The 22,965-nt window shown below is 38.3% G+C and carries 27 protein-coding genes; 15 read left to right on the top strand and 12 right to left on the bottom strand.

The annotated features are described in order from the left end of the window. Window positions 1-2 precede the first annotated feature (2 nt). From IPZ59_RS12180 to IPZ59_RS12140, 9 genes are all read left to right on the top strand, one after another. On the top strand, window positions 3-737 hold the full coding sequence (locus IPZ59_RS12180; RefSeq protein WP_236136322.1) for a sulfite exporter TauE/SafE family protein: 735 nt from the start codon (window positions 3-5) through the stop codon (window positions 735-737). 35 nt (window positions 738-772) lie between these two features. Next, window positions 773-1,000 carry a DUF433 domain-containing protein gene (locus IPZ59_RS12175; protein WP_236136321.1) on the top strand — a complete coding sequence of 76 codons (228 nt, stop codon included), beginning with the start codon at window positions 773-775 and terminating at the stop codon, window positions 998-1,000. Window positions 1,001-1,080: 80 nt separating this feature from the next. Then, a complete protein-coding gene (locus tag IPZ59_RS12170; RefSeq protein ID WP_236136320.1) occupies window positions 1,081-1,308 on the top strand; it encodes a MoaD/ThiS family protein in 228 nt (75 codons plus the stop codon). 3 nt (window positions 1,309-1,311) lie between these two features. Then, window positions 1,312-2,391 (top strand): HesA/MoeB/ThiF family protein, encoded by a 1,080-nt coding sequence (locus IPZ59_RS12165; RefSeq protein ID WP_236136319.1) that lies wholly within the window; start codon window positions 1,312-1,314, stop codon window positions 2,389-2,391. Window positions 2,392-2,631: 240 nt separating this feature from the next. Continuing rightward, entirely contained in the window at window positions 2,632-3,078 is a 447-nt protein-coding gene (locus IPZ59_RS12160; RefSeq protein WP_236136318.1) for a molybdenum cofactor biosynthesis protein MoaE, read from the top strand. Window positions 3,079-3,368: 290 nt separating this feature from the next. Beyond that, the gene (gene moaCB, locus IPZ59_RS12155) at window positions 3,369-4,283 is read left to right on the top strand and encodes a bifunctional molybdenum cofactor biosynthesis protein MoaC/MoaB (protein WP_236136317.1); all 915 of its coding nucleotides are present in this window, start codon (window positions 3,369-3,371) and stop codon (window positions 4,281-4,283) included. Window positions 4,284-4,684: 401 nt separating this feature from the next. Beyond that, on the top strand, window positions 4,685-5,317 hold the full coding sequence (locus IPZ59_RS12150) for a nitroreductase family protein (protein WP_236136316.1): 633 nt from the start codon (window positions 4,685-4,687) through the stop codon (window positions 5,315-5,317). A 66-nt stretch (window positions 5,318-5,383) separates the two neighbouring features. Next, the gene (locus IPZ59_RS12145) at window positions 5,384-6,421 is read left to right on the top strand and encodes a S66 peptidase family protein (protein ID WP_236136315.1); all 1,038 of its coding nucleotides are present in this window, start codon (window positions 5,384-5,386) and stop codon (window positions 6,419-6,421) included. 2 nt (window positions 6,422-6,423) lie between these two features. Then, a complete protein-coding gene (locus IPZ59_RS12140; RefSeq protein ID WP_236136314.1) occupies window positions 6,424-7,125 on the top strand; it encodes an SGNH/GDSL hydrolase family protein in 702 nt (233 codons plus the stop codon). A gap of 61 nt (window positions 7,126-7,186) precedes the next feature. Here the strand turns inward: IPZ59_RS12140 and IPZ59_RS12135 are convergent, their stop codons facing one another. Both IPZ59_RS12135 and IPZ59_RS12130 read right to left on the bottom strand, forming a co-directional pair. After that, complete coding sequence (locus IPZ59_RS12135; protein WP_236136313.1) at window positions 7,187-7,576, bottom strand: DUF1573 domain-containing protein; 390 nt, start codon at window positions 7,574-7,576, stop codon at window positions 7,187-7,189. Between the two features lie 24 nt (window positions 7,577-7,600). After that, the gene (locus tag IPZ59_RS12130) at window positions 7,601-9,037 is read right to left on the bottom strand and encodes an ATP-dependent DNA helicase (protein ID WP_236136312.1); all 1,437 of its coding nucleotides are present in this window, start codon (window positions 9,035-9,037) and stop codon (window positions 7,601-7,603) included. Window positions 9,038-9,058: 21 nt separating this feature from the next. On the opposite strand from IPZ59_RS12130, the gene IPZ59_RS12125 reads away from it, so the two are divergent. From IPZ59_RS12125 to coaD, 4 genes are read left to right on the top strand one after another with little or no spacing between them, the layout of a single operon-like run. Continuing rightward, entirely contained in the window at window positions 9,059-9,562 is a 504-nt protein-coding gene (locus IPZ59_RS12125) for an NUDIX domain-containing protein (RefSeq protein ID WP_236136311.1), read from the top strand. Window positions 9,563-9,615: 53 nt separating this feature from the next. Beyond that, window positions 9,616-10,197, top strand: a complete 582-nt coding sequence (locus IPZ59_RS12120; RefSeq protein WP_236136310.1) for a hypothetical protein — start codon at window positions 9,616-9,618, stop codon at window positions 10,195-10,197. Between the two features lie 2 nt (window positions 10,198-10,199). Next, window positions 10,200-11,027 (top strand): DUF3822 family protein, encoded by an 828-nt coding sequence (locus tag IPZ59_RS12115; RefSeq protein WP_236136309.1) that lies wholly within the window; start codon window positions 10,200-10,202, stop codon window positions 11,025-11,027. 7 nt (window positions 11,028-11,034) lie between these two features. Beyond that, window positions 11,035-11,496, top strand: coding sequence for a pantetheine-phosphate adenylyltransferase (gene coaD, locus IPZ59_RS12110; RefSeq protein ID WP_236136308.1), 462 nt, complete (start codon window positions 11,035-11,037; stop codon window positions 11,494-11,496). Here the strand turns inward: coaD and IPZ59_RS12105 are convergent. Beyond that, the gene (locus IPZ59_RS12105) at window positions 11,493-12,164 is read right to left on the bottom strand and encodes an NUDIX hydrolase (protein ID WP_236136307.1); all 672 of its coding nucleotides are present in this window, start codon (window positions 12,162-12,164) and stop codon (window positions 11,493-11,495) included. The two genes, coaD and IPZ59_RS12105, sit on opposite strands and share 4 nt — an antisense overlap. A 102-nt stretch (window positions 12,165-12,266) precedes the next feature. Here IPZ59_RS12105 and pyrE point away from each other — a divergent pair, with 102 nt between their 5' ends. Beyond that, window positions 12,267-12,911, top strand: a complete 645-nt coding sequence (pyrE, locus tag IPZ59_RS12100) for an orotate phosphoribosyltransferase (protein ID WP_317208006.1) — start codon at window positions 12,267-12,269, stop codon at window positions 12,909-12,911. Window positions 12,912-12,955: 44 nt separating this feature from the next. Here pyrE and rfbB read toward each other — a convergent pair whose 3' ends face one another. From rfbB to IPZ59_RS12085, 3 genes are all read right to left on the bottom strand, one after another. Beyond that, a complete protein-coding gene (gene rfbB / locus IPZ59_RS12095; RefSeq protein ID WP_236136306.1) occupies window positions 12,956-14,005 on the bottom strand; it encodes a dTDP-glucose 4,6-dehydratase in 1,050 nt (349 codons plus the stop codon). A gap of 51 nt (window positions 14,006-14,056) precedes the next feature. After that, on the bottom strand, window positions 14,057-15,115 hold the full coding sequence (locus tag IPZ59_RS12090; RefSeq protein ID WP_236136305.1) for an NAD-dependent epimerase: 1,059 nt from the start codon (window positions 15,113-15,115) through the stop codon (window positions 14,057-14,059). A 69-nt stretch (window positions 15,116-15,184) separates the two neighbouring features. Beyond that, window positions 15,185-16,357 carry a glycosyltransferase family 4 protein gene (locus tag IPZ59_RS12085; protein ID WP_236136304.1) on the bottom strand — a complete coding sequence of 391 codons (1,173 nt, stop codon included), beginning with the start codon at window positions 16,355-16,357 and terminating at the stop codon, window positions 15,185-15,187. Between the two features lie 354 nt (window positions 16,358-16,711). Between IPZ59_RS12085 and proC the strand changes: the two genes are divergently transcribed. Next, window positions 16,712-17,515 carry a pyrroline-5-carboxylate reductase gene (gene proC, locus IPZ59_RS12080; protein WP_236136303.1) on the top strand — a complete coding sequence of 268 codons (804 nt, stop codon included), beginning with the start codon at window positions 16,712-16,714 and terminating at the stop codon, window positions 17,513-17,515. Here the strand turns inward: proC and IPZ59_RS12075 are convergent. The 6 genes from IPZ59_RS12075 to IPZ59_RS12050 form a co-directional block, all read right to left on the bottom strand. Beyond that, window positions 17,512-18,330, bottom strand: a complete 819-nt coding sequence (locus IPZ59_RS12075) for a PIG-L deacetylase family protein (RefSeq protein WP_236136302.1) — start codon at window positions 18,328-18,330, stop codon at window positions 17,512-17,514. The two genes, proC and IPZ59_RS12075, sit on opposite strands and share 4 nt — an antisense overlap. 39 nt (window positions 18,331-18,369) lie before the next feature. After that, window positions 18,370-19,350, bottom strand: a complete 981-nt coding sequence (locus tag IPZ59_RS12070; RefSeq protein WP_236136301.1) for a sugar phosphate isomerase/epimerase family protein — start codon at window positions 19,348-19,350, stop codon at window positions 18,370-18,372. 132 nt (window positions 19,351-19,482) lie between these two features. Then, a complete protein-coding gene (locus tag IPZ59_RS12065) occupies window positions 19,483-20,193 on the bottom strand; it encodes a tetratricopeptide repeat protein (RefSeq protein ID WP_236136300.1) in 711 nt (236 codons plus the stop codon). 15 nt (window positions 20,194-20,208) lie between these two features. Further along, window positions 20,209-21,618, bottom strand: a complete 1,410-nt coding sequence (locus IPZ59_RS12060; RefSeq protein ID WP_236136299.1) for a CCA tRNA nucleotidyltransferase — start codon at window positions 21,616-21,618, stop codon at window positions 20,209-20,211. Continuing rightward, window positions 21,615-22,088: a hypothetical protein gene (locus tag IPZ59_RS12055; protein WP_236136298.1), complete on the bottom strand. Its 474-nt coding sequence runs from the start codon at window positions 22,086-22,088 to the stop codon at window positions 21,615-21,617. Before IPZ59_RS12055 ends, IPZ59_RS12060 begins: the two co-directional genes overlap by 4 nt. An 83-nt stretch (window positions 22,089-22,171) precedes the next feature. Beyond that, window positions 22,172-22,855 (bottom strand): aspartate/glutamate racemase family protein, encoded by a 684-nt coding sequence (locus IPZ59_RS12050; protein WP_236136297.1) that lies wholly within the window; start codon window positions 22,853-22,855, stop codon window positions 22,172-22,174. Window positions 22,856-22,965: the final 110 nt, after the last annotated feature.

Genomic DNA, 22,965 nt, shown 5'->3' with positions numbered 1-22,965 from the left:
ATATGGAGGCATATAGCTGGATCCTTTATATATTATTACCAACTGTGGCATTTTTGTATGCAGCAGTTGGACATGGAGGCGCGAGTAGCTATTTGATGTTTTTGGCTTTATTCAACTTCGCTCCTGAGCAGATTCGCCCAACAGCTCTGATGCTCAACATTGTGGTCTCATTGATGGCATTTTGGGCATTTAGAGGAACTGTAAAATTTCCAACTAAACTCTTTCTCTCCATTATTCTATTTTCTGTTCCTGCGGCATTTATTGGTGGGAAATTGTCCATAGATGCTGGTCTGTACAGACAAATCCTCGGAGTTTTGCTATTTTTCCCCATTTTACGCTTTCTGAATATTTTCCCCAAATCAACAGAGCCACGGATAGCTGAAAACTGGATTATATCCGCATTTCTTGGTCTAGGAATTGGCTTTGTCTCCGGATTAATTGGTATTGGAGGCGGGATTATTTTATCCCCCATCTTACTCTTACTAGGATGGACAAATATGAAAGAGACCGCTGCTGTCAGTGCATTATTTATCTTCTTCAATTCCATTTCAGGCTTGCTAGGGATCAATGTATCCACCATAGAATTTGACACTCAATTATGGGTTTTAATGCCACTAACCATTGCTGGAGGTGCCTTAGGCGCTTATGTTGGAGCAAAAAAATTCAATTATACTGCCGTGAAATATACACTTACCTTTGTATTGTTTATTGCTGCTGTTAAGTTGATTTGGGGATAGAAAATCATTACTTTAGGGTAAGAATAAACAAAACTATGAACAACTATCAATCAATTATAACAATAGAACCTGGAAAAAGAGGAGGTAAACCTTGCATAAGAGGAATGAGAATAACTGTGGGGGATATATTGACTTGGTTATCTTCTGGGATGTCGATAGAAGAAATTCTTAACGACTATGATGAACTTACGGAACAAGATATTTATGCAGCTTTAAAGTTTGCAGCTGACCGTGAAAATCGAACCACTCAAATTGCTATATGAAACTGCTTTTTGATCAGAATATTTCTCATTCAGATTTGGGTTGTTTTGAAATCTTAAGCATTACAAAAAATTAAACCTTCATGAAAATATTAGCCTTCGGAAAAATAGCTGAAATCATAGGAAAACCACAACTAGAAGTGGATGACTTCCCTACGACCGAAATCTTACTGGGCTTTTTACACCAACAGTTCCCTGCCCTGAAAAACCATAAATTCAGCATCGCAGTCAATAAAAAACAAGTCAACGGAAATGCTCCTATTGCATTAGGAGCAGAAGTCGCTTTGCTACCACCCTTTTCCGGAGGATAAACTATGGATAGATTTGAGCGCCAATATATTCTCCCCGGCTTCGGACCTGCATCCCAACAAAAATTACGAGATGCTTCTGTGCTTGTCGTTGGCGCAGGAGGCTTGGGTTGCCCCGCCCTTCTCTATTTGAGTGCGGCTGGTATTGGAAAAATAGGCATCGTGGACGGGGATGTGGTTTCGTATTCCAATCTCAACAGGCAAGTTCTCTTTGGACAAAAACACAAAGGACTCAATAAAGCTGAAACTGCAGCTAGAGTTATCCAAGAAAAATACGATGATATCACTCTTGAGGCCTATGCTTTTTTCTTGAATAAAGAAAATATCTTAAAACTCATCTCAACCTACGACTTAATAGTCGATGGTTCCGATAACTTTCCTACCCGCTACCTTGTCAACGATACTTGTTTGATTGCGGGAAAACCGTTGGTGTTTGGTGCCATTTATCAAAATGAAGGACAGGTCGCAATTTTCAATGCTCATGGAACATCATCCATCAATTACAGAGACCTCTACCCTACTCCTCCATCTGCCTTTGAAGTTCCCAACTGCAACGAAACTGGCGTACTTGGGGTGCTCCCTGGTGTTATCGGAACGATGATGGCTACTGAGGCAATCAAGTTTCTTAGTGGATTTGGGGAAACATTGGAAGACAAGATGCTTTTCTACAACTTAAGCAATCATGCTTCCTATCAAATTCAGCTTTCAAAAAACCCAGATTCAGAAAACTTAAGACCAAAAAGTAGCCATGAACTCCTTCAAATGAATTATGAGAATTTCTGCGGTTTGGATATCCAAACAGACTGGGAATCCGTAATTGAAATAACAAAAAGAGACCATCCAAGTATACTCGTAGATGTCCGTGAATATGGGGAACAACCAGAATTCGATGAACTCAATTATGTGCAAATACCGTTAGATGAACTTGAAAGAACTTCTCATCCATTGGAGCCATACCAGCAAATCTTTCTATTTTGCCAATCAGGAATTCGAAGCTTAAAAGCCGTGAATATGCTAAAAAAACACTATCCGGATAAAATCATACAATCGATCAGAGGAGGTATCGAATCGTATTTTCAAAATTAACATTGAAATAGTTAGAGAAGATATGTATAGATATTGATGGATATTAACTTCGTGATATTGTGAGGAAATTACAACCAATTAAAAATTAATCTATCTACTGAAAACCAATATCAAAAAATATAGCCTTCGGTAAATATCTCTTAATATCCCTCATTATTTCCACCTTATTTCTACCATATTACTGCGTCTTTGCGTTCCTGTCTACCAACAAGCAGATCTCCGAGAAAAACCAAAATACTCATGGAAAAAACCCGAACCCCAAAAAACATATTCGTTCAAGGCCCTATCGCTCCCGAGAAAATAGCTAAATCCATTGCCAACCATAGCAGCAATACGGCGATTGGCGGACACAGCATTTTCTTAGGCCAAGTAAGGGCCGATGAAAAAGAAGGTGGCATTGTAAAAGCCATTGAATATACTGCTTATGAAGAAATGGCCTTGCAACAGGCTTTCGAAATCCGCGAAGCAGTATTTGCCAAGTATCCTTTGACTTGCATGCACATCTATCACAGTTTGGGAGAAGTGAAGACAGGAGAAATCTGTCTTTTCGTATTTACCTCCTCCAAACATCGCAAAGCTGCCATCGATGCCTGCGAAGAACTCGTCGAGCGCATCAAAAAAGAGCTCCCCATCTGGGGCAAAGAAATTATAGATGATTCGAAATCTGAGTGGAAGGTAAATACTTGAAAATAGACATTGATGGATATTGGATATTTATTGATATTGGATATTAACGAATTCAAATCAAATTTGACCTGCAAAATGGTTTTTATGACCAATTATCAGCTAGTCTAACACTTCTTTAATATCAGTCAATATCCGAAAGAAAATATCAATCAATATCTTATGTCTTCTTACCTCTTATTTCTTGTTTGTAGGTCCCTGAGCCTGTCGAAGGGCTCGCTTCTCATCTCTAACTTCTAACCTCTCGTTTCTATTCTCTCGCTTCTAATCTCTCGCTTCTAACCTCTCAGCCTATGGTCAACATCACACATAAATCCTCCACACTCCGAAAAGCCATTGCACAGGCTATTGTCAAAGTAAGTTCGCAAGAAACCATCACTGCTGTGGTAGAAAAAAAAGTCCCTAAGGGAGACGTATTTGAAATGGCTAAAGTGGCAGGACTTTTTGCAGCGAAGCGTACAGCTGACATGATTCCGGATTGTCACCCACTTCCCATTGAGTTCACTGCTGTGACCTACGAAATCAAAGACTTGGAGATTTTTGTCTTTGTGGAAATTCACACCATCTATAAGACCGGTGTAGAGGTGGAAGCCATGCATGCGGCATCGGTAGTAGCATTGACCATGTATGATATGCTCAAACCGATTGATAAAAATATCAGCATAGAGCAGATTAAGTTGATCCAAAAAAAAGGCGGAAAATCAGATCTTGCTAAAACTATTGGAAAGGATTTGAAGGCTGCTGTCATCGTTTGTTCCGATAGCATTGCTGCTGGACAAAAAGAGGACCAAGCGGGGAAGGTTATCATCCAAAAATTGGAAGCTCTTCAAGTGCAATGTCAGGAATATTCCATCATCCCTGATGCAATAGAAGCCATCCAATCAAAACTTAAAACTCTGGTTACAACGGAAATTGATTTGGTCATCTTTACAGGAGGCACAGGACTTTCTCCTAAAGATGTTACTCCCGAGGCCATCCGTCCATTAATTGAACGCGAAGTGCCGGGTATAGAAGAGGCTATCCGTTCCTATGGTCAGCAGCGTGTACCTACAGCCATGCTGTCCCGTTCAGTTGCAGGAATTATAGGTAACACCCTTGTATTAGCCCTGCCCGGTTCTACCAAAGGTGCCGAAGAATCCATGGATGCGATTTTTCCTGCGGTATTACATGTTTTTAAAGTCTTGGAAGGACCGAGTTATAGGCATTGAAATAAATAGGGATATTAGTAGATATTTGATATTTGGATATTTTAGGGACAGATTTTAGAAATTGCAGTTATTCAACTTTTTTTCATTTTTGCATTCAATAATATCTCATGATGGTTATCCGCTTTTATTCCAGTTGCTAAACAAATGAATAGATTCATTATGCTTTCAAGCATCTGTTGACAGTGGACAGTTGACTGTGGTCCATTATCCGCAATAGATCGGATATTATGTTGACTCTGGCTTAATTGCGGATAATCACATATCTCATTATCAACTAATAGCGATCAATATCCATTAACAATCTTTTCACCACACCAACTACATTATCAATAAATATCCATGACCACCGTGAACTTTTAACATAAAATACATGTATATACATATATTAACATACCAACGAAATGAACACTACAATTAAAAGTTTAAACTGGCGCTATGCAGCCAAACGAATGAACGGAAAAACTGTTCCTGCTGAAAAATTAGAAAATATCTTAGAAGCTATTCGCCTTACCGCAACTTCCAATGGTTTACAACCTTTCACAATCTTGGTTATCGAGGATCAAGAAATGCGTGAAAAATTACATGCAACTGCTGTGAAGCAACCACAAGTAATTGAAGGTTCTCATCTATTGGTGTTTGCCGCTTGGAAAAACATTACTGCTGAACAGATTGATACCTATTTCGATTTAGTATATGAAGAAAGAGGCATGGAGAAAGGTGCTTTAGATCAGTATGCAACCTTCCTAAAGGATCACTTCTCCAAACAAACAGCCCCTGAAATCTTTAATTGGGCTTCTAAGCAGGCCTACATCGCCTTAGGTTCGGCCCTTGTAGCGGCAGCCGAAGAGCAGGTGGACAGCACCCCGATGGAAGGATTCAATCCTGCCGAAGTCGACAGAATCTTAGGTTTGACTGAAAAGGGAATGGGTTCAAGTGCACTTTTATCCTTAGGATTTAGAGACGAACAGGCAGATCATCTTGTAAATGCTAAAAAAATCAGACGGTCAAAAGAGGAATTGTTTGTAAAAATATAAGTTTCAAGTCCCGACCAATTTGGTTGGGATTATTTACTTTTGATAAAACTATTGATGAATTTACTCATGCAAAAAAGAAGTTTTATCAAATCATTGGGCTTAGGGTTAATGGGTCTTCCATTGATTTCTTCCGCGGGACCATTTACATCCAAAAAGCCAACTATTTTACCAAAACCTATTCCAGCAGGAGGAACAATAGGAATCGTAAGTCCTTCTGCTGCTACTGCGGACCGCATGCAATTTCAGTTTGCAAAAGAGACGTTTGAAGAACTGGGCTATCAGGTGGTATTGGGAAAACATGTAAAAAGCAGAAGAGGTCACTTAGCAGGAACGGACCAAGATAGAGCAGATGATCTTAATGACATGTTTAGAAATTCTGCTATCGATGCGATTGTTTGTATACGGGGAGGATCGGGCGCTGCGAGAATACTACCCTTGCTAGATTATCAAATGATCCAACAAAACCCAAAACCTTTACTAGGCTATTCGGATGTTACTGCTTTGCACGCCGCCTTATATTCACAAACGGGACTCATTTCATTTCACGGACCAAATGGAACTGGAAGCTGGAATAGCTTTAATGTAAAACAATTCGAAAGCATATTTGTCAATAAAATTTTACATGACTTTGCAAATGAACAGGTTAAAGGCGATGATTTAATCGTTAAGAATAACCGAACAAGCACAATTTATTCAGGAGTTGTAAAAGGTCGGATATTAGGCGGAAACCTCACAGTATTGTCATCTTTGTCAGGAACCTCCTACTATCCTGATTTTTCAGATGCTATTCTTTTTGTAGAAGATATTGGGGAAGACCCGTATAAAATTGACCGAATGATGAGTACACTTCGGCTCAATGGCACTCTATCCAAGATCAAAGGTTTTATTTTTGGACAATGCACAGATTGCAATCCTAGTGGCGGGTTTGGTTCACTAACTTTAGATGAACTTTGGGAGGACTATATACTTCCATTAGAGATACCGGCTTATAAAGGAGCTATGATAGGCCACATCCCAAAACAATTCATAATACCACATGGTGCAATAGTAACTATGGATGCTGATAAAGGTAGTTTTCAATTAACACAGACAATATTTCAATGATCATGATTCAATCCTTCTTTATTGGCCTTTGTTTAGCTGCCACATTAAACGTAAACATTATGCAAGAAAAGCCAACTCCACCAAGCAATGAACACCTTCGATACCTAGCCCTTGGAGATAGTTACACGATAGGAGAAGGAGTCGCAGAAGAAGAACGATATCCAAATCAAGCAGTAGCTATCTTGCAAGCACAAGGTTTAGAGGTGAATTTATCTCAAATTATTGCCAAAACAGGTTGGACCACGGATGAACTAGTCAAAGGAATAGAGGCTGCTGGAATAGTTGACAACACCTATGACTTGGTCACCTTGCTAATTGGTGTCAATAATCAATATCGTCGAAGAACTGTTGAAAATTACGAAGAAGAATTACAATCATTAATCCATCAAGCAATTGCCTTTGCTAAAGGCAACCCCAAAAGAGTGATTGTTTTGTCTATTCCTGATTGGGGAATCACTCCCTTTGGAAAAGAATCGGGAAGGGACTTAGAGGAAAATTCCATTGCTATAGATACATTCAATGCCACTAAAAAAGCCATCGCAGAGGAACTTGGTGTGTTTTATATTGACATTACAGAAGAATATCGAAACATTGGAGGTCTAGACGAAATGGTGGTAGAAGATAAGCTTCACCCAAGTGGTCTAGTGTATAAAAGTTGGGCAGAAAAACTCAGTCAGGTGATTGTACATCAGATGAAATTTTAAATGAAAAAGCCCCGAAAGCAACATACTTTCGGGGCTATTCACTGGTTTTTTATGCTTTATTTCAAGCTTTTGGCTTGACATTGGAAATCAATGATACTTTTTCGATTGGCTCAGAAGCATTCGAGTAAATTCTTATTACTGAATTTTGCTTACCCATTTTACCCGCAGAATTAAATACGACCTTCAATTCAGCGGAAGAACCTGGTGCTACAGGTTGTCTCGGCCAACTTGGAGCAGTACAACCACAAGTTACGGCAACATTAGAAATCACTAAAGGCGTATCTCCCGTATTTTCGAAAAGAAACACGTGCTCTACCTTATCCCCTTGCGTGATATCACCAAAGTCGATTGATTTTTCTTTAAAACTAATCACTGCACCTTTTGAATCACTTTGAGCCTGAACTGCCACAGCTGTGATCATCATGACCATTAATAGAAAATACTTTTTCATGGTTACTATATTTGGTTTAATTTATTATACACTAATATCGTAAAACTTCTGATGGAAGTTTACTAGAAATACTTCTTTTTTTGCCCTCGTAAGTGCCGTATAAAGCCATCTAACAAACTCTTCGTTGATTTTTTCGTCCGTCAAATAGCCTTGATCAACAAAAACCGCATCCCACTGCCCTCCTTGGGACTTGTGACATGTCAAAGCATATGCAAATTTAATTTGTAATGCTGAAAGATACGGGTCTTTTTTAATTAATTCTTTACGCTCTGTAACATTCGCTACATCCAGATAATCCTCAGAGACCTGTTGATACAACGATCGGTATTGCTCTACACTTAAAGAAGGCAAAGGACTGTGCAAGGTATCTAAGATAACTTTTGCTTCAAAGTAAGGTTCATCTGGATAATCGATTAAGCGTAACTCTAAAGTAGCAAATCTTAAGCCATACAGTTCTTCAAAAGAACGGATTTTAATAATTTCCACAAAATCACCATTCGCAATAAAATTCACAAGCTCGGAATCAGCCATGTAAGTGTAATTGTTTTTGACCACCATCAACAGGTCACCTGCGGAAATTTCATCTTCGTAAAAATGAATCACTTGACGAATGTACTGATTATATTGAACAGCTGATTTGTTGGATCGTGTGATAATGGTGGTATTCTCTATTCCATATTTATCATAGGCATATCTGAGACCGTCTTCCAAACGTTCACCAGTCATTTTAAAAAAATCACTGAATCCCTTCGTGACAAAATGAATATGCAGTTGGTCCTGTTTTAATAGATTTCTCAAAGCAGTTGCATTGAATAAAATACCAGAATCCAGTTGCTGACGCATTACCTCAGTCATTTCCAAGGAGTCTACTTTGAGACGGAAATATCGTTGCAAATAGGAAGGATCTAAGGCGGGACTCAACAATGAACCTACCGGAGGTAATTGTGCAGTATCCCCAACAAAAAGCAAAGAATTGCTGGGAACTTGAAACACAAATTTAATCAAATCAGCAAGTAAACTTCGACCGAAGCTTACTTCATCTGCAAGCATAGACGATTCATCTACAATAAATACAGTGTCTTGATTGTAATTTTTTTGTAATTCGAATCCTTGACCAAGATCACCCGCCTCACCTTTAGGCTTGTAAATAATTTTATGTATAGTAAAAGCAGATTTTCCAGAATAATTCGCCATTATTTTGGCAGCCCTACCCGTAGGAGCTAGTAACATGGATTTTTTTTGAAACCTAGGAAGGACACGAACCAAACTGGATAAAACAGAGGTCTTTCCTGTTCCTGCAAAGCCTTTGAGTACAAAAGCCTGAATGGGTAATTCCTTTTTTTCTAAAAAAACGTCCATTTTAACAAAAAACTTAGCTTGGCCCGCAGTTGGCTCAAAAGGAAAATTTTTCCTTAACAGAATTGAGGGAAGCGGAACAGATGCTTTATCTTGTGGAATCATTGATACGAAGCTACGGCATATATGAGAGATTTGGAAACAGAAATAGTGGAGAAGTTTGGAAACAGATTAAGAACAAGGGTTAATGGCGTCCTGATCAAAGACGAAACGATTCTCTTAATCAAACATCGAATGGCGGAAGGACGCTATTTCTGGAATGTTCCCGGTGGTGGAATGAAGTTTGGATCAAATGCAAGAGACAATTTAAAAAGAGAGTTTTTGGAAGAGACAGGTCTTATCGTGGATGTTGGCAATTTCTTGTGTATCTATGAATACCTTGATGAGCCACTCCATGCAGTTGAATTATATTTTGAAGTACATGCAATAGGTGGTGAATTAAAATTGGGGAAAGATCCCGAATTGGAAAATGACAAACAACTGATCACAGAAATTGCTTATTTGAACCTCGAAAAATTACATTTCATAAAAAAAACAGAAAAACACCGCCTTTTTTGGGAAATAAATGAGCTGAATGAAGTGTTAAAGTGGAAAGGATATTTTAATTTTGAAAATAATTACATAAAATAGCAACTCGAAATCAAACCATCAACCTTATTCAATAGATTAAATTAATCCAACAAATGACGCTAACTAAAATTTTATCGATCGTATTCCTTCTAGGTGCCCTCGGCCTAGGCTTTATGTTATACAAAAGCGTAGACAATGTGATGCAGGAAGAAAAAAGAATTGCTGCCACAGAATCTAGAATAATTGAGAAACTTCAAATGCTCCGAGATGCGCAGATTGCTTATGTTGCGACTCATGGTGAATACGCCGGCAAATGGGATGAATTAAGAAAATTTATTGAAGATGGTAAAATTTGGTTGGTGCAAAGAAGAGAGGAGACCAAGCTTCTAGCCTATGGAAAAGAAGAAACAACTGTTTTTTATGATACATTAGGATCTGTAGGTGTAATGGACTCTTTGTTCAACGAAAGAAGATACCCTAATTTCAACCTTGAAAACCTTCACATTGTACCAGGTTCTGGAGGAAAAGAATTTGAGTTTTTTGCCGATAAAGTAGAGCGTTCACAGCGTCAAATCGGTGTATTTGAAATTAGAGATCCAGATCCAATCAATCCAAAAAGAAGAGCAAACAATAAGGAGAAGGCATTGAGAGTTGGATCTAGAACGGATTCTTCTACTTCAGGTAACTGGGAGTAATCTTGTATACTACCATTAAAAATACGACAGGAAAGTCATTAAGCGATAAATTTGATACACTTGATGTGTCAAGTTTATCGCTTGTTTTGTATAATCATCTGTATGTGCTTTTCTTGAATGATAAAAACAATCAAATATTAGGTGTACACTGGGAGGTTAAAAAAAATATCCAAGCAGTCATCAAAGCAGTTACCTCCCTACCTATTTTTAGCAAGGATTTACCGTTGTCCGTATATTACCACAGTGAATTTTTTGCTTTAGTTCCTGGAGTTATTTATGAACCTGCTCAAAATGATACTTTCCTTCACTTTGCTAGCCCTACCTTACAAGATCATGTAAGTTTCAATACAAGTCTTGAAAGTAATAATTTACAACTAATCGGAGCAATTCCGCAGGAAGTCGCACAACTGCTTTCGTCGGGTAAACAAGAAGTAACCTTACATCATGCAGCAGCCTCCTTTTTAAGTTTAGCTTTGAAGGAAAAGTTTAACCTACTAAATCAAGAAATCTGGGTAAGCATTCAAACCAATTTCCTTTACCTAGCTGCATTTAAAGATCAAGAATTAGTCCTTTTCAATCGATTTGAAGCCACTACAGAGCAAATCATTCTACAATATATTTATGGAATCGCTCACAAGTTATCTTTTGACCCCAAGCTCTTTAGGCTAACCATTTTTGAAAGTGAATTCAATAAACTACCAGTCTCTTGGGGAACTGAGTATTTTAAAAATATAAAAATCACCGTACCCGTTTGTAATCAATTATACCATCAAGGAGCAGATGAATTTAAGCAAACAGGTATATTTGAGTCCTCTTGGATTTTTAATTAATCAATGAATGAAAAAAATAGCCATCTTCCCAGGTTCTTTTGACCCATACACCAATGGACATCATGATATTGTGATGCGTGGCTTGAAAATGTTTGATGAAATCATCATTGGCATTGGCTATAACTCTTCAAAAAAAAACAGATACTTCGACATTGACTTGATGGTCAAAAAGATAGAATCTGTGTATGAAAATGAACCGAGAGTCAAAGTCTTGGTATACAACGAACTCACCTCAAGCCTTGCAAAAAAAATAGGAGCGGATTTTTTATTAAGAGGTCTTAGAAATACCACAGATTTTGAATATGAAAATACCATTTCACAAATGAATCGAAAACTGAAAAAAGATTTAGAAACTGTGTTTTTGATTACTTCTCCTCAGTACTCTGCTATTACTTCTACTATTATTCGTGAGGTTCACAAATTTGAGATAAACGTCAACGAATATTTACCTTATGATTTAGAATCTTAAGCCTTCACTTTTAAAAACTTCTTGTATAAATATCGCATAGACGGATAGGAGTTGACCAGCGCAATCTTAGCATCTTGATGATTCAACCATTTCACTTCTTCTATCCCTTCTTCTTTTTGAGCTTTTAACCCTTCATCAGACACAAGGTCCATTTCAAACCAATAGGTTTTCTTTAAAATACTCTTTCGATTATGCGTATACGTATGCCAAGTTTTGCAGATTTTACGAGTAATCCGGACCTTCACGCCACATTCTTCTTCCACCTCACGTACGGCACATTCTTCAGGACTCTCTCCTTTATCAAACTTACCTTTTGGTAAATCCCACTTTCCTAATCGGTAAATAAACAAAACTTTGTCTTTTTTGGTAACTACACCCCCTGCCGCTTTAATTACTGTAAACCTACTTTTAATAAATGATTTTAACTCCTCACTATCATTTGCAACGATGGTCACCGAATCTAAATTTTTCAATTTCCGAGTTCTTAGAATGTATAACAACCGAATAATAAAGTCTTTGGATGGGTTTGTGATCAGTACATCGTCAAACAATTCCACCGCTAAAGGCAGATCGATAGGAGATTCAAAAATACATTCGAAAGTTCGTTCAGTAGGAAACTCTGTAGGACTTATCAAATCGAGTGGCTTATCATTAACAAAAATCTTCATAGAAATTAGTTTGCTTGGGGGTTGAAATGATAAAATCAAAAATGCATAAAAAAATCATCTACTCACAATACCTAGGAAAAATTTATAGCTTATTTTTGGTTCATGGAAATTTTCAACAAACGTATTGCAGCTGAAATAGCATCTAAATTATTGGAGATTGAAGCTATCAGACTTCAACCTGAAAAACCTTTCACATGGGCTTCAGGATGGAAGTCTCCTATCTATTGCGATAATAGATTATCACTTTCTTTTCCAGAGATTCGATCCCTCATCAAAAATCACTTGTGCACGATCATTAAGGAAAAGTTTCCTTCCACAGAAAGTATTGCAGGGGTAGCAACCGCTGGTATCCCACAGGGAGCCCTAATTGCAGAAGAACTGAATCTTCCCTTTCTTTATGTTCGGTCCAAACCCAAAGGGCATGGCATGGAAAATATGATTGAAGGAAAAGTTACCCCAGGACAAAAAGTAGTAGTTATTGAAGATTTGGTATCGACAGGCGGCTCTTCTTTAAAAGCGGTTCAAGATTTAAGAAATGCCGGATTTGAGGTTTTAGGCATGCTCGCTATCTTCACATATGGTTTTGAGCTTGCTAAATCAAATTTTCAAGAAGCAAAGGTACCCTTAGTTTGCCTAAGTGATTATTCTTCTATGTTGCCCCAAGCATTGGCAAATGATTATATCAATGATGAAACATTAGCATCCCTAGTAGAATGGAGAAAAGATCCTGCTAGTTGGAACCCATGAATATAAATGAAAAGAGACCATTTTAAATGGTCTCTTTTCATTTATTAAGCACCATAATGGTCCTCATAATATTTCTGATAAGTGCCTGAAGTGACATTTTCCAACCATTCCTCGTTAGCTAAGTACCAATCGATCGTCTTTTCGATACCTTCTTCAAATTGAAGACTTGGTTCCCAGCCTAGTTCAGACTGGATTTTGCTTGCATCGATAGCATAGCGTAAATCATGACCTGCTCTGTCTTTCACATATGTAATCAATTGCTCTGATGTACCTATCTCTCTACCCAACTTTTCATCCATTTTCTTACAAAGTAGGCGTACAATATCTATATTCTTCCACTCATTAAATCCGCCTATATTGTAAGTTTCATTTGGCTTACCTTGATGAAATACTACATCAATCGCACGTGCATGATCTACCACAAACAACCAGTCCCTAATATTTTCTCCTTTCCCATATACTGGTAGTGGTTTATTATTTCTAATGTTGTGAATACACAGTGGTATTAATTTTTCAGGAAATTGATTTGGGCCGTAATTATTTGAACAATTAGTAATGACTGTTTTGAGCTTATATGTATTGGCATAGGCTCGCACAAAATGATCTGAGGATGCTTTTGAAGCTGAATAAGGTGACTGTGGGTCATACGGAGTAGTTTCTAAGAAAAATCCCCCATGATCTAGTGAGCCATATACCTCATCTGTGGAAACATGGTAAAATAAATGTTGCTCGTAATCTTTCCAATACGTTTTTGAAGCATTTAAAAGATTGACCGTGCCAATCACATTCGTTTTGACAAAAGCCAAGGGATCAGTAATAGATCTATCCACATGGGATTCTGCTGCTAGGTGGATTACATCGGTGACCTGATGCTTTTCAAATACCCGCTTCAATTCATCCTCATCTTGAATATCCACCTTTTCAAAAACATAATTCGGTTTAGCCTCAATTGACTTTAAGTTCTCCAAATTACCAGCATAGGTGAGGCAATCCAAATTAATGATTTTGTAGTCTGGGTACTTATTCACAAACAACTGTACGACATGACAGCCGATAAATCCAGCTCCTCCAGTAATCAAAATATTTTTTCCCATGTATTTATCTTTTGATTTGTAAGATCACAATGTCTTTGCTCCTTTGGGACATCAAAGCTCTTTATTATAAAACTCTTTGTACCATTCTACAAACTTTGCAACACCTTCTTCCACAGTTGTATCGGGCTTATAACCTGTGTCTCTCATCAAATCTGTTACATCTGCATAAGTAGCGGGTACATCTCCTGCCTGAAGAGGTAACATATTTTTTACAGCAACTTTACCTAAAGCTTTTTCCAACGCTCCAATATAATCCATGAGCTCCACTGGCTGTGAGTTACCAATATTATAGATTTTATAGGGAGCATAAGAGCTTCCTGGGTCTGGATCTGCACCTGTCCAAGACTCATTTTTCCGAGCTGGACGGTCAGCTACTCTAATAATTCCTTCTACAATATCATCTACATACGTGAAGTCACGTTTCATTTTACCAAAATTAAATACATCAATGGGTTCTCCCTTCGTAATAGCTTCAATAAATAAAAACAAAGCCATATCAGGTCTTCCCCATGGTCCGTATACTGTAAAGAATCGTAAGCCTGTTGTTGGTAGTTGAAACAAATTACTATAAGTATGTGCCATCAACTCATTAGACTTTTTGGAGGCTGCATACAAACTTAGCGGATGATCCACATTATCTGATGTAGAAAATGGCATAGTCTCATTCGCTCCGTATACCGAACTTGAAGAAGCATAAACCAAATGTTTCACCCCATGATGTCTACATCCTTCCAAAATATTCACGAAACCAACAATATTGGACTCCACGTAAGCCGAAGGGTTAATCAATGAATATCTAACACCAGCTTGTGCCGCTAAGTTAATGACTACATCAAATTGTTCTTCTTCAAAAAGCTTCATCAACCCTTGGGAATCTGCCAAATCCAATTTTACAAAAGAGTAATTCTCATGCTTGGAAGATACAGCTTTGTTATTGGCGAGTACATCCTCTTTGGATATCCCTGCATAAGCCAATCTTGCAAACTTTAGATTTACATCATAATAATCATTGATCACATCTAGACCTACGACTGTTTCTCCTCTTGCTAAAAGTTTATTGGCTACATGGAAGCCTATAAATCCGGCTGTACCGGTCACTAAATATTTCATATAATTAATGCTTATAAATTTTTTCCTGCCTACAAATTAACACAAATTCAACTTAAATCTGCCTTAACCTCAGAATAAATCTTTCGCCGGATTGGCGGATAAAAGCTCCTCATAAGCTTCACGATAGAATAGCTGAATGTTCCTCCGATTGTAATTTTCAACTACTTGTTGATACAATTGATCGGCAAGCTCCTGCATGAAATCACGTTTGACAAAAGCAAACTCTAAACCTTGCTTCAATGTCTCAATATCTTTTACTGGAAAAACCAATCCCGTTTTACGATTTTGGACGATATCTGTATTGCCCGGGATATCAGAACACAAGATTGGAACCTGCATTGCACCAGCCTCCAGAAGTACGTTGGGGAATCCTTCTCTGTGGGAAGGATGAACGACTAAATCCGCTAGGGCTAAGTAATGTGCGACATGGTCCGTCCAGTCTATTTGAACAATTTTGGGATGATCAGAGATTTTACGCATTACCTCATCCGAAATCGGATTCAGTTCCTGTTCAAATGCTCCTAATAAAACCAATTTGGAATGCTTTATGATTTGAGATTGTAAAAAAGCTTCAACCAATTCTTCAATGCCCTTGTCTTTGACCAATCTGCCAATACAGATTATGATGAATTCATTTTCACCAGGCGTCATACGCATCGTCGCTGCTACCAAGTGATTCTCTGCCAAAGCTTCTCTACTGAATTTTTTTAAATCAATACCGTTGGAGGAACCCTTTCCAATAACCCTTATTTTTCGTTCCCCTACCCATCCTTTTTCTAGAATTAAATTTTTCAGCGAATATGCGTTTGGCCAAACCTCACTTGCATAGCGATAAGTCCATTTTTCAGCCATCTCAAGAAGTGCTTTTTTATTGTCAGAGGCTGCCATATGGGGAAGACCTGCCAGTGTATGAATTCTGATTTTTACCCCAGCGAGTGCTCCGGCTACCATCGCCAATAACCCAGCCTTGGGGGTATGGGAATGAATAATGTCAGGCTTTTCTCTTTTAAAGAGTTTATATAGCAACCACAAGCAATATAAATCTTTGAAAGGTGTGATTTGTCTTGTAAAAGGGATTACCTCATGTCTACATCCTTCATTTTTAATTACTTGCGATAGCTCCTTCCCATCTGAACTGACCATGAGCACATCCCACCCTTGATCTTTCATAAAACGCATTTGACCGGAAAGAAGAAGTTTTAAAGATAAAGGAACCGTTGTAAGACGTATCAGCTTAGGCATGCCAAGTAGTTAAATTCAAAAAGACAAAGATAGGATTTTATGTAGTTTAAATTTCTTCTTCGCAAAAATAAAACCAACTTTAGCTCAATTATTCTTTATCCTTAGAATAACTGTCAGATACGCTTCAATCCTGCAATTCCAATTTATTTTTTAAAAATTTGTATACCTCATCAGCACATATATTAACCCTTTTGCCAAAAGAATCATCCCACTACAGCTGATTGAAATAAGCTTCATCAAAAAACACAAATGGCTACTGGTATGAAAGCGGATATACAAAAACTGAAAATTATACCCCTATAAACCAAGAAAAAAAACTAACTTTCATCTACGTTTCTCAAATGGACCTATAAGATGCTTCAAAACAAAACAATTGCCATCATCGGCTGTGGTAATCTGGGACTTGCCATTGTCAATGGATTGTTGGCTCAAAAAGATTTTTCGCCCCAACAATTACATGTGACAAAAAGAAATCCAAGTAATATCCTCTACTTACAAGATCTGGGAGTACGAGTTCACAGTGATAACTCATTCGCTGCTAAAGAAGCTGACATCGTCATATTGGGAGTAAAACCCTACAATGTCAACAGCATTTTAAAAGAAATAAATCCTGTTTTAAGCCCAACCAAACAGGTTATAGTTTCTTTAGCTACAGGAATCACCCTTGACGAAATGTTTACTGTGCTAGACCCGGCTACTACAGCATTTAGAGCGATGCCCAACATCGCCGCTGATATTCAAGAATCAGTCACATGTATTTGCGGTAAAAATGCCACGTCATCAACCGAAGAAATTGTTAAAGGCTTATTCAACAGCATTGGGTTTAGTATCACCATCGATGAAAGCTTGATGGAAGCAGCAACTGTACTAGGTGCTTGCGGCATTGCCTATGTTTTACGATTTATGAGAGCCATGATACAGGGAGGGATACAAATTGGTTTTGATGCAAAAACTGCTTCTTTGATAGTCAATCAAACAGTCAAAGGGGCTGCTGAGTTGATGATCCAAAAAAATATGCATCCAGAAGAAGCTATTGATAAAGTAACTACCCCGAAAGGATGTACCATCGTAGGCTTGAATGAAATGGAACATCAAGGGTTCTCTGCAGCTATGGTCAGAGGAGTACTTGCTTCCTATCAAAAGATCGAGAAAGTTTAACGGCGAACTTTGTGAAAATATTCCCGATCAAATATCCTCGCATATACATATGACGGTACCTGATCTTTATAGGGTAACAAATCTTTAAACACTTCTTGTTGTGTTGCATGCATCTCCATCATTTGTTCCAGGTCTCGAAAGAAACGGGTTGTTCGAATCGAAAAATCTGGCTTTGGTAGACCGTTTCCTACTTTTGGATAATTCCGCTGAAATCCTGGGGCTAACTGCAGGGCAACTTGAATTTGTTTGGAACAGAGGGTTACTTGAAATAACTGCTTGACAGGAAAATCCACTTTACCAATATTGGCAAGGTAATAATTTTCCATTCCTTTGGAAACTGCGCGATGATCTGGATGTCCGTATAAACCGACTTCCGAGTCGTATGATATCACATAATCTGGACGGTATTTTTCAATCATTTCCTGAGCAAGCTTTTCAAACAATTCTAAAGGAAGATGCTTTAATCCACTATCAGGAAAATTAAGTATTTCCAAAGCTTCTGCATTTAAAAAATTGGCCACTTGTTGCATTTCATTTTTACGAGTTGCACCTAATAACTCCTGAGACACCAAATCCCCAGTGGGCCCATTCTCACCTTGCGTGACATACACCATGTAAATCATGTGCCCCTCATTTTTCAGAAGGTTTAACGTTCCACCAACAGCAATTTCATCATCTGGATGGGCAAAAAAAACCAGTACTCTTTGAGGAGATGTACTAGCAAAAAGTGTTTTTTGAATCGGGATCTCTGAATCATGCAAAAGGCCTCTACCCCACCAAATGGTCCCATAGCTTAGCCCCGCTACTACAAGCATAGATATGATTAGCAAATTGATCAACAAGCGCATGTAAGATTAACCTAAGGTAGAACCTATTCGATTAATCAATTTTTGAGTTGCCTTAACACCCTCCACCTCAGAAAGCTGACTTCCCTCATACTCAATTCCTATATAGCCAGTATAACCTGCATCTTTGACAATTTGAAGCATGCGTTCATAATCAGTTTCTATACAGTTTCCATCTTCATCAAAATCATAACTTTTAGCGCTCACTCCTTTAGCAAATGGCATCATCTCTGCAACACCCAAGTATCGGTCATACTCCTCGATGCACTCTCCTCCCCATTCCGAGCCATTGGATCTACGGATACAGAAATTACCAAAATCAGGCAATGTGCCGCAATTATCCATACCTGTACCTTCAATGACGTCTGCCAACCATCTACCATTGGAGGAATAACTCCCATGATTTTCAACAATCACGTTGATATCAAATGGCTTTGCAAAAGAGGCCAACGATCCGAGGCCTTCTATGGCTGACGCAGCCACTTCCTCAGCAGTACCTCTTCCAAATGCATTGACACGAATGGAATGACATCCTAAAAATTTGGCTGCCTCCACCCATTTTTTATGATTTTCAACAGCTTGATTTCTGGAAGTTTCATCCACATCTCCAAGGTAGCCTTCACCATCAATCATAATCAATAAACTTTGTACCCCAGCATCCTTTGCTCTTGTTTTCATTTCTCCCAAATAGGATAGATCCTTTGCCTTTTCTTTAAAGAAGGCATTGACATATTCTACTGCATCAATTCCAAATTGACTTTTTGTAAATGTGGCAAAATCCAAATTGTCCAACTCTCCTGCAAACAACATCTTATGCAATGACCACTGAGCTAAGGATATGTTAAAAAGTGGGTCTTTCAACACTTCTTTTGACAACTTGTCGGATTCAGCTTGTTTACAAGCTTGAAGAATTAATGGGCTGATGGTAGTACCTAAGCCCAAAAGCCCCATAGATTTAAGAAACGTTCTTCGGTTAGATGATGGTTTCATTGATATTAAAGAGGTTAAATTTTTTCGGAATTTAAAATAAAAAAGTCAGTTAAATAGTACATTCAACTGACTTTCTAAAATATAAACTGAATTTATTTGAGGGTAAGATCCTCTACAATAGCTACAACTTACTTACTGCTTGTTCGAATTTCTAAGTTCTCTCATATTTAATTGAGCCATTTCAAAGCCAGGAGCCAGTTCTAAAGACTGCATAAAAGCAGTCTGTGCTTCTTCCACATTTTTTTCTGCCATGTAAATCAAACCTTTTAAATTTAATGCTGCTGCTTTGATACTTACTTCTTGAGTCGTTTCATCCGCTTTGGTAAAATTTAACATTTCTGTAGAGGATTTGGCATCTTTGACCAGCATATTGGCAGAATTCAATGCTTCTTCAAATCTATCCAATGAAAACTGCATGTAGGCCGTTTTGTAGAGGGAAAATAATGTTCCAGTTAAAAGGTAATGCGATTCAAAGTAAGGCATTGCCCGATCAAATGCACCTAACTGTTCCAGTGAGTACCCTGCAATCTCCAATGCAGCTACATTCTTATCATTTTTTTCCAACAAATCCATCGCACTCACAGCAGCCGACGTAAATTGATTGGAATCAAAATATAAGGTTGCCAAAAGCTCTTGATAGCGAATATTTGTAGGATTGCGCTCAATAAGCTCCATCAGCTTCATCCGTGCTACCGGTAAATCATTGTAGCGCAAGGCTAATTGATACACACGCTGATCTGCTTCGTTTCTTTTTCTCATAGTCTCAGTCTCCGCTTGTTCTTGAGCGAATAATGCTGAGCAGCTTACCATCAGCACGAAAGCTGAAATAAGTATTTTTTTCATAATCGATATTCAGTATTAAATTATTCCTTTTTGCGTCGCTAATTTATGCAATAGTTTCAATGCATCAGCTTTATTATTGTTAATTTGTCCTTCTAGGATTGCTTCTTTGATTTCTTCCTTCAACTCTCCGACCAAACGACCTGGCTGAATATTGAAAATTTCCATAATCTCTTCTCCAGAAACTGGCGGCTGAAAATTCCTGACTTGATCCTTTTCCTCTACTTCAATAATTTTTTGTTCTACTTTATCAAAGTTTGCCAAAATCCGCTGTACTTTATTATTGTTTTTGGAAGTCACATCAGCTCTGCAAAGCTTCATTAGATCATCAATAGCATCTCCTGCATCAAATAATAGCCTTCGAACAGCTGAGTCAGTCACTTTATCTGACACCAAGGCAATCGGGCGTAGATGAAGCTTGACTAATTTTTGTACATATTTCATGCGTTCATCTAGCGGCAACTTCAATCGTCGGAAGATTCCGGGGGTCATGCGTGCCCCTTTATCCTCATGCCCATGGAAAGTCCAACCCACCTTTTCATTGAATCGCTTGGTGGGAGGCTTACCAATATCATGCATAATGGCAGCCCATCGTAGCCACAAATCATCTGTTGATTGACAAATATTATCCAATACTTGCAAGGTGTGGTAGAAATTATCTTTGTGTGATTTATCGCCCACAGAATCCACTCCTTGAAGTTCGACCATTTCAGGAAAAAACTCATGCAAAAGTTTGCCTGCAAAAAGCAATTTGAATCCATAAGATGGCTTCGGAGTTAAAATTATCTTATTTAACTCGTCTATGACCCGCTCATTAGAGATAATTTGTAAACGAGGGGCACTTTGTAACAAAGCGTCGAACGTATCAGGGTCTATATCAAAATTCAGCTGTGCGGCAAAACGAATGGCACGCATCATGCGCAAGGGATCATCGGAGAAAGTAATCATCGGATCCGTAGGTGTACGGATTATCTTTCTTCGGATGTCTTTTATACCATCGAATGGATCAATCAATTGACCAAACGTCTTTTTATTGACCGAGATAGCCATGGCATTGATGGTGAAATCTCGCCTTTCCTGATCTTCCGCAAGACTGCCGTCCTCAACGAGAGGCTTTCTTGAATCTGCACGATAACTTTCTTTACGAGCCCCTACAAATTCTATTTCATAATCATCCAGTCGAATATTGGCTGTTCCGAAGTTTTTGAAGACAGATAAGGGTACATGCTGCGTATAACTCGCCGCCACAGCCTCAGCAAGTCCAATACCCGAACCTACACAAACAAAATCAATATCCTTACATGCCCTACCCATAATAAAATCCCGCACATAGCCTCCAACCACGTAGGTTTCAAGACCTAGTTTGTCAGCTATTTTACCTACTCGGGTAAAAATCTCGTGAGCTTGGAGTGCGTCCTGATAATTCATGCACGGATAATTTTAATATCCCCGTCGGGGCTTAAATACATTTCTTTTGCATTTGGGCTCAATAAGGGAAAATACTCAGCCATTTGGAAATCCGATTCTTTGTGGCTAGCATATTGTAAAATTAAGGATTGACCAAAGCTAAATAGCAACCTATTCCAGACATCACTTTTAATCAATGAAAACTTTACCTGTCCATTTTGACGTGGACCGTTTTGCAACATACGCCCTGCAATCGTATGATAAATTGTGGGCTTAGTAGCAAATTCAACTACATCTAGGGAAACCTCTGAAAACTGTTCTGAGATCGTTCTGATCTGAAAGGTCTCAAACAATAAAAAAATCCCATTAGGATCATCCTTTTGGGAATCCCATGCATTCAAACTTATAAATTCCAAAACCTTCCCATTCCCTTCCTGTATGGAAACTCGACCTTTTTGTTTTAGAACAGCAACAACTTCTTTTATATCCACAAATATTTTTTTGACAAAAATAGGACATATCCTTGGAAGGTTCCCAATATCTCAGTTATTAATCGCTCTTGATACTACAAACTTCACTTTCCAAAGATAAAATCAACAGCCAATTGGGCATGTAATTGGGTTGTGGAAATCAAGCGAATAGGGCTTTCCTCCTGAGTAATTAACAAGGGTAATTCGGTACAACCCAAAATCACACCTTCCGCACCAGCTTCTGAAAGCAATTGAATTTGCTCCAAATAAAATTCTTTTGCTTGTTCAGAAAAGATCCCTTGAGTCAACTCTTTTGAGATAAATTGATGGGATTGAGTGATGGCATCCTCTTTGGGAAGCACTGTCTCAATACCAAACTTATGTTGCAAATAATCAGGAATGAAAGTACCCATGGAGGTAGGTTTATTTGCGAGCAGACCTAGCTTCTGAATGCTAAATGATGCAGCTTCTCTACCGATGGCTTCTCCAATATGCAGGATCGGAATGGATATTTTTGGTTGCACATAGTTATAAACCATATGAGGGGTATTGGCACAGATTACAATTGCTTCTGCACCCGCAGATTCTAATTTATGTGCGATCTCAAGATAAGCCTTGTTTATCCTAGGAATGTCTTGTTCTCGCATTAATTGAATATTCTGACTGTAAATCAGAAGATTCGGATTCTGTGAAACATCCAGATATTGAGCAGAGTATTCATTGATCAGTCGATAATATTCGATCGTGGAGTGCCACGAAGTGCCTCCTATGAGTCCAAGTAATTTCATAAGTTAAAAATAGTGAAGGCTGTTGCATTTAACTAGTGACAAATATTACAGTCTTAGCTGCCGATTTTAAAAAAACAGAATGCTTATAGGGAATAATCAATTACCTTTGT

Source organism: Mongoliitalea daihaiensis, from assembly GCF_021596945.1.
GTDB lineage: Bacteria > Bacteroidota > Bacteroidia > Cytophagales > Cyclobacteriaceae > Mongoliitalea > Mongoliitalea daihaiensis.
The sequence above is the reverse complement of the archived record's forward strand: the minus strand, read 5'-3'. Positions and strand labels throughout refer to the sequence as shown.

Coding starts and splice junctions, on each gene's coding strand:
- IPZ59_RS12145 (WP_236136315.1), top strand. CDS start 5,384: ATGCAAAAAAGAAGTTTTATCAAATCATTGGGCTTAGGGTTAATGGGT.
- coaD (WP_236136308.1), top strand. CDS start 11,035: ATGAAAAAAATAGCCATCTTCCCAGGTTCTTTTGACCCATACACCAAT.
- IPZ59_RS12090 (WP_236136305.1), bottom strand. CDS start 15,115: ATGAAATATTTAGTGACCGGTACAGCCGGATTTATAGGCTTCCATGTA.
- IPZ59_RS12150 (WP_236136316.1), top strand. CDS start 4,685: ATGAACACTACAATTAAAAGTTTAAACTGGCGCTATGCAGCCAAACGA.
- IPZ59_RS12175 (WP_236136321.1), top strand. CDS start 773: ATGAACAACTATCAATCAATTATAACAATAGAACCTGGAAAAAGAGGA.
- proC (WP_236136303.1), top strand. CDS start 16,712: ATGCTTCAAAACAAAACAATTGCCATCATCGGCTGTGGTAATCTGGGA.
- IPZ59_RS12075 (WP_236136302.1), bottom strand. CDS start 18,330: ATGCTTGTAGTAGCGGGGCTAAGCTATGGGACCATTTGGTGGGGTAGA.
- IPZ59_RS12170 (WP_236136320.1), top strand. CDS start 1,081: ATGAAAATATTAGCCTTCGGAAAAATAGCTGAAATCATAGGAAAACCA.
- IPZ59_RS12050 (WP_236136297.1), bottom strand. CDS start 22,855: ATGAAATTACTTGGACTCATAGGAGGCACTTCGTGGCACTCCACGATC.
- IPZ59_RS12060 (WP_236136299.1), bottom strand. CDS start 21,618: ATGAATTATCAGGACGCACTCCAAGCTCACGAGATTTTTACCCGAGTA.
- moaCB (WP_236136317.1), top strand. CDS start 3,369: ATGGTCAACATCACACATAAATCCTCCACACTCCGAAAAGCCATTGCA.
- IPZ59_RS12105 (WP_236136307.1), bottom strand. CDS start 12,164: ATGAAGATTTTTGTTAATGATAAGCCACTCGATTTGATAAGTCCTACA.
- IPZ59_RS12120 (WP_236136310.1), top strand. CDS start 9,616: ATGACGCTAACTAAAATTTTATCGATCGTATTCCTTCTAGGTGCCCTC.
- IPZ59_RS12160 (WP_236136318.1), top strand. CDS start 2,632: ATGGAAAAAACCCGAACCCCAAAAAACATATTCGTTCAAGGCCCTATC.
- IPZ59_RS12065 (WP_236136300.1), bottom strand. CDS start 20,193: ATGAAAAAAATACTTATTTCAGCTTTCGTGCTGATGGTAAGCTGCTCA.
- IPZ59_RS12130 (WP_236136312.1), bottom strand. CDS start 9,037: ATGATTCCACAAGATAAAGCATCTGTTCCGCTTCCCTCAATTCTGTTA.
- IPZ59_RS12140 (WP_236136314.1), top strand. CDS start 6,424: ATGATTCAATCCTTCTTTATTGGCCTTTGTTTAGCTGCCACATTAAAC.
- IPZ59_RS12135 (WP_236136313.1), bottom strand. CDS start 7,576: ATGAAAAAGTATTTTCTATTAATGGTCATGATGATCACAGCTGTGGCA.
- IPZ59_RS12165 (WP_236136319.1), top strand. CDS start 1,312: ATGGATAGATTTGAGCGCCAATATATTCTCCCCGGCTTCGGACCTGCA.
- rfbB (WP_236136306.1), bottom strand. CDS start 14,005: ATGGGAAAAAATATTTTGATTACTGGAGGAGCTGGATTTATCGGCTGT.
- IPZ59_RS12070 (WP_236136301.1), bottom strand. CDS start 19,350: ATGAAACCATCATCTAACCGAAGAACGTTTCTTAAATCTATGGGGCTT.
- pyrE (WP_317208006.1), top strand. CDS start 12,267: ATGGAAATTTTCAACAAACGTATTGCAGCTGAAATAGCATCTAAATTA.
- IPZ59_RS12180 (WP_236136322.1), top strand. CDS start 3: ATGGAGGCATATAGCTGGATCCTTTATATATTATTACCAACTGTGGCA.
- IPZ59_RS12125 (WP_236136311.1), top strand. CDS start 9,059: ATGAGAGATTTGGAAACAGAAATAGTGGAGAAGTTTGGAAACAGATTA.
- IPZ59_RS12085 (WP_236136304.1), bottom strand. CDS start 16,357: ATGCCTAAGCTGATACGTCTTACAACGGTTCCTTTATCTTTAAAACTT.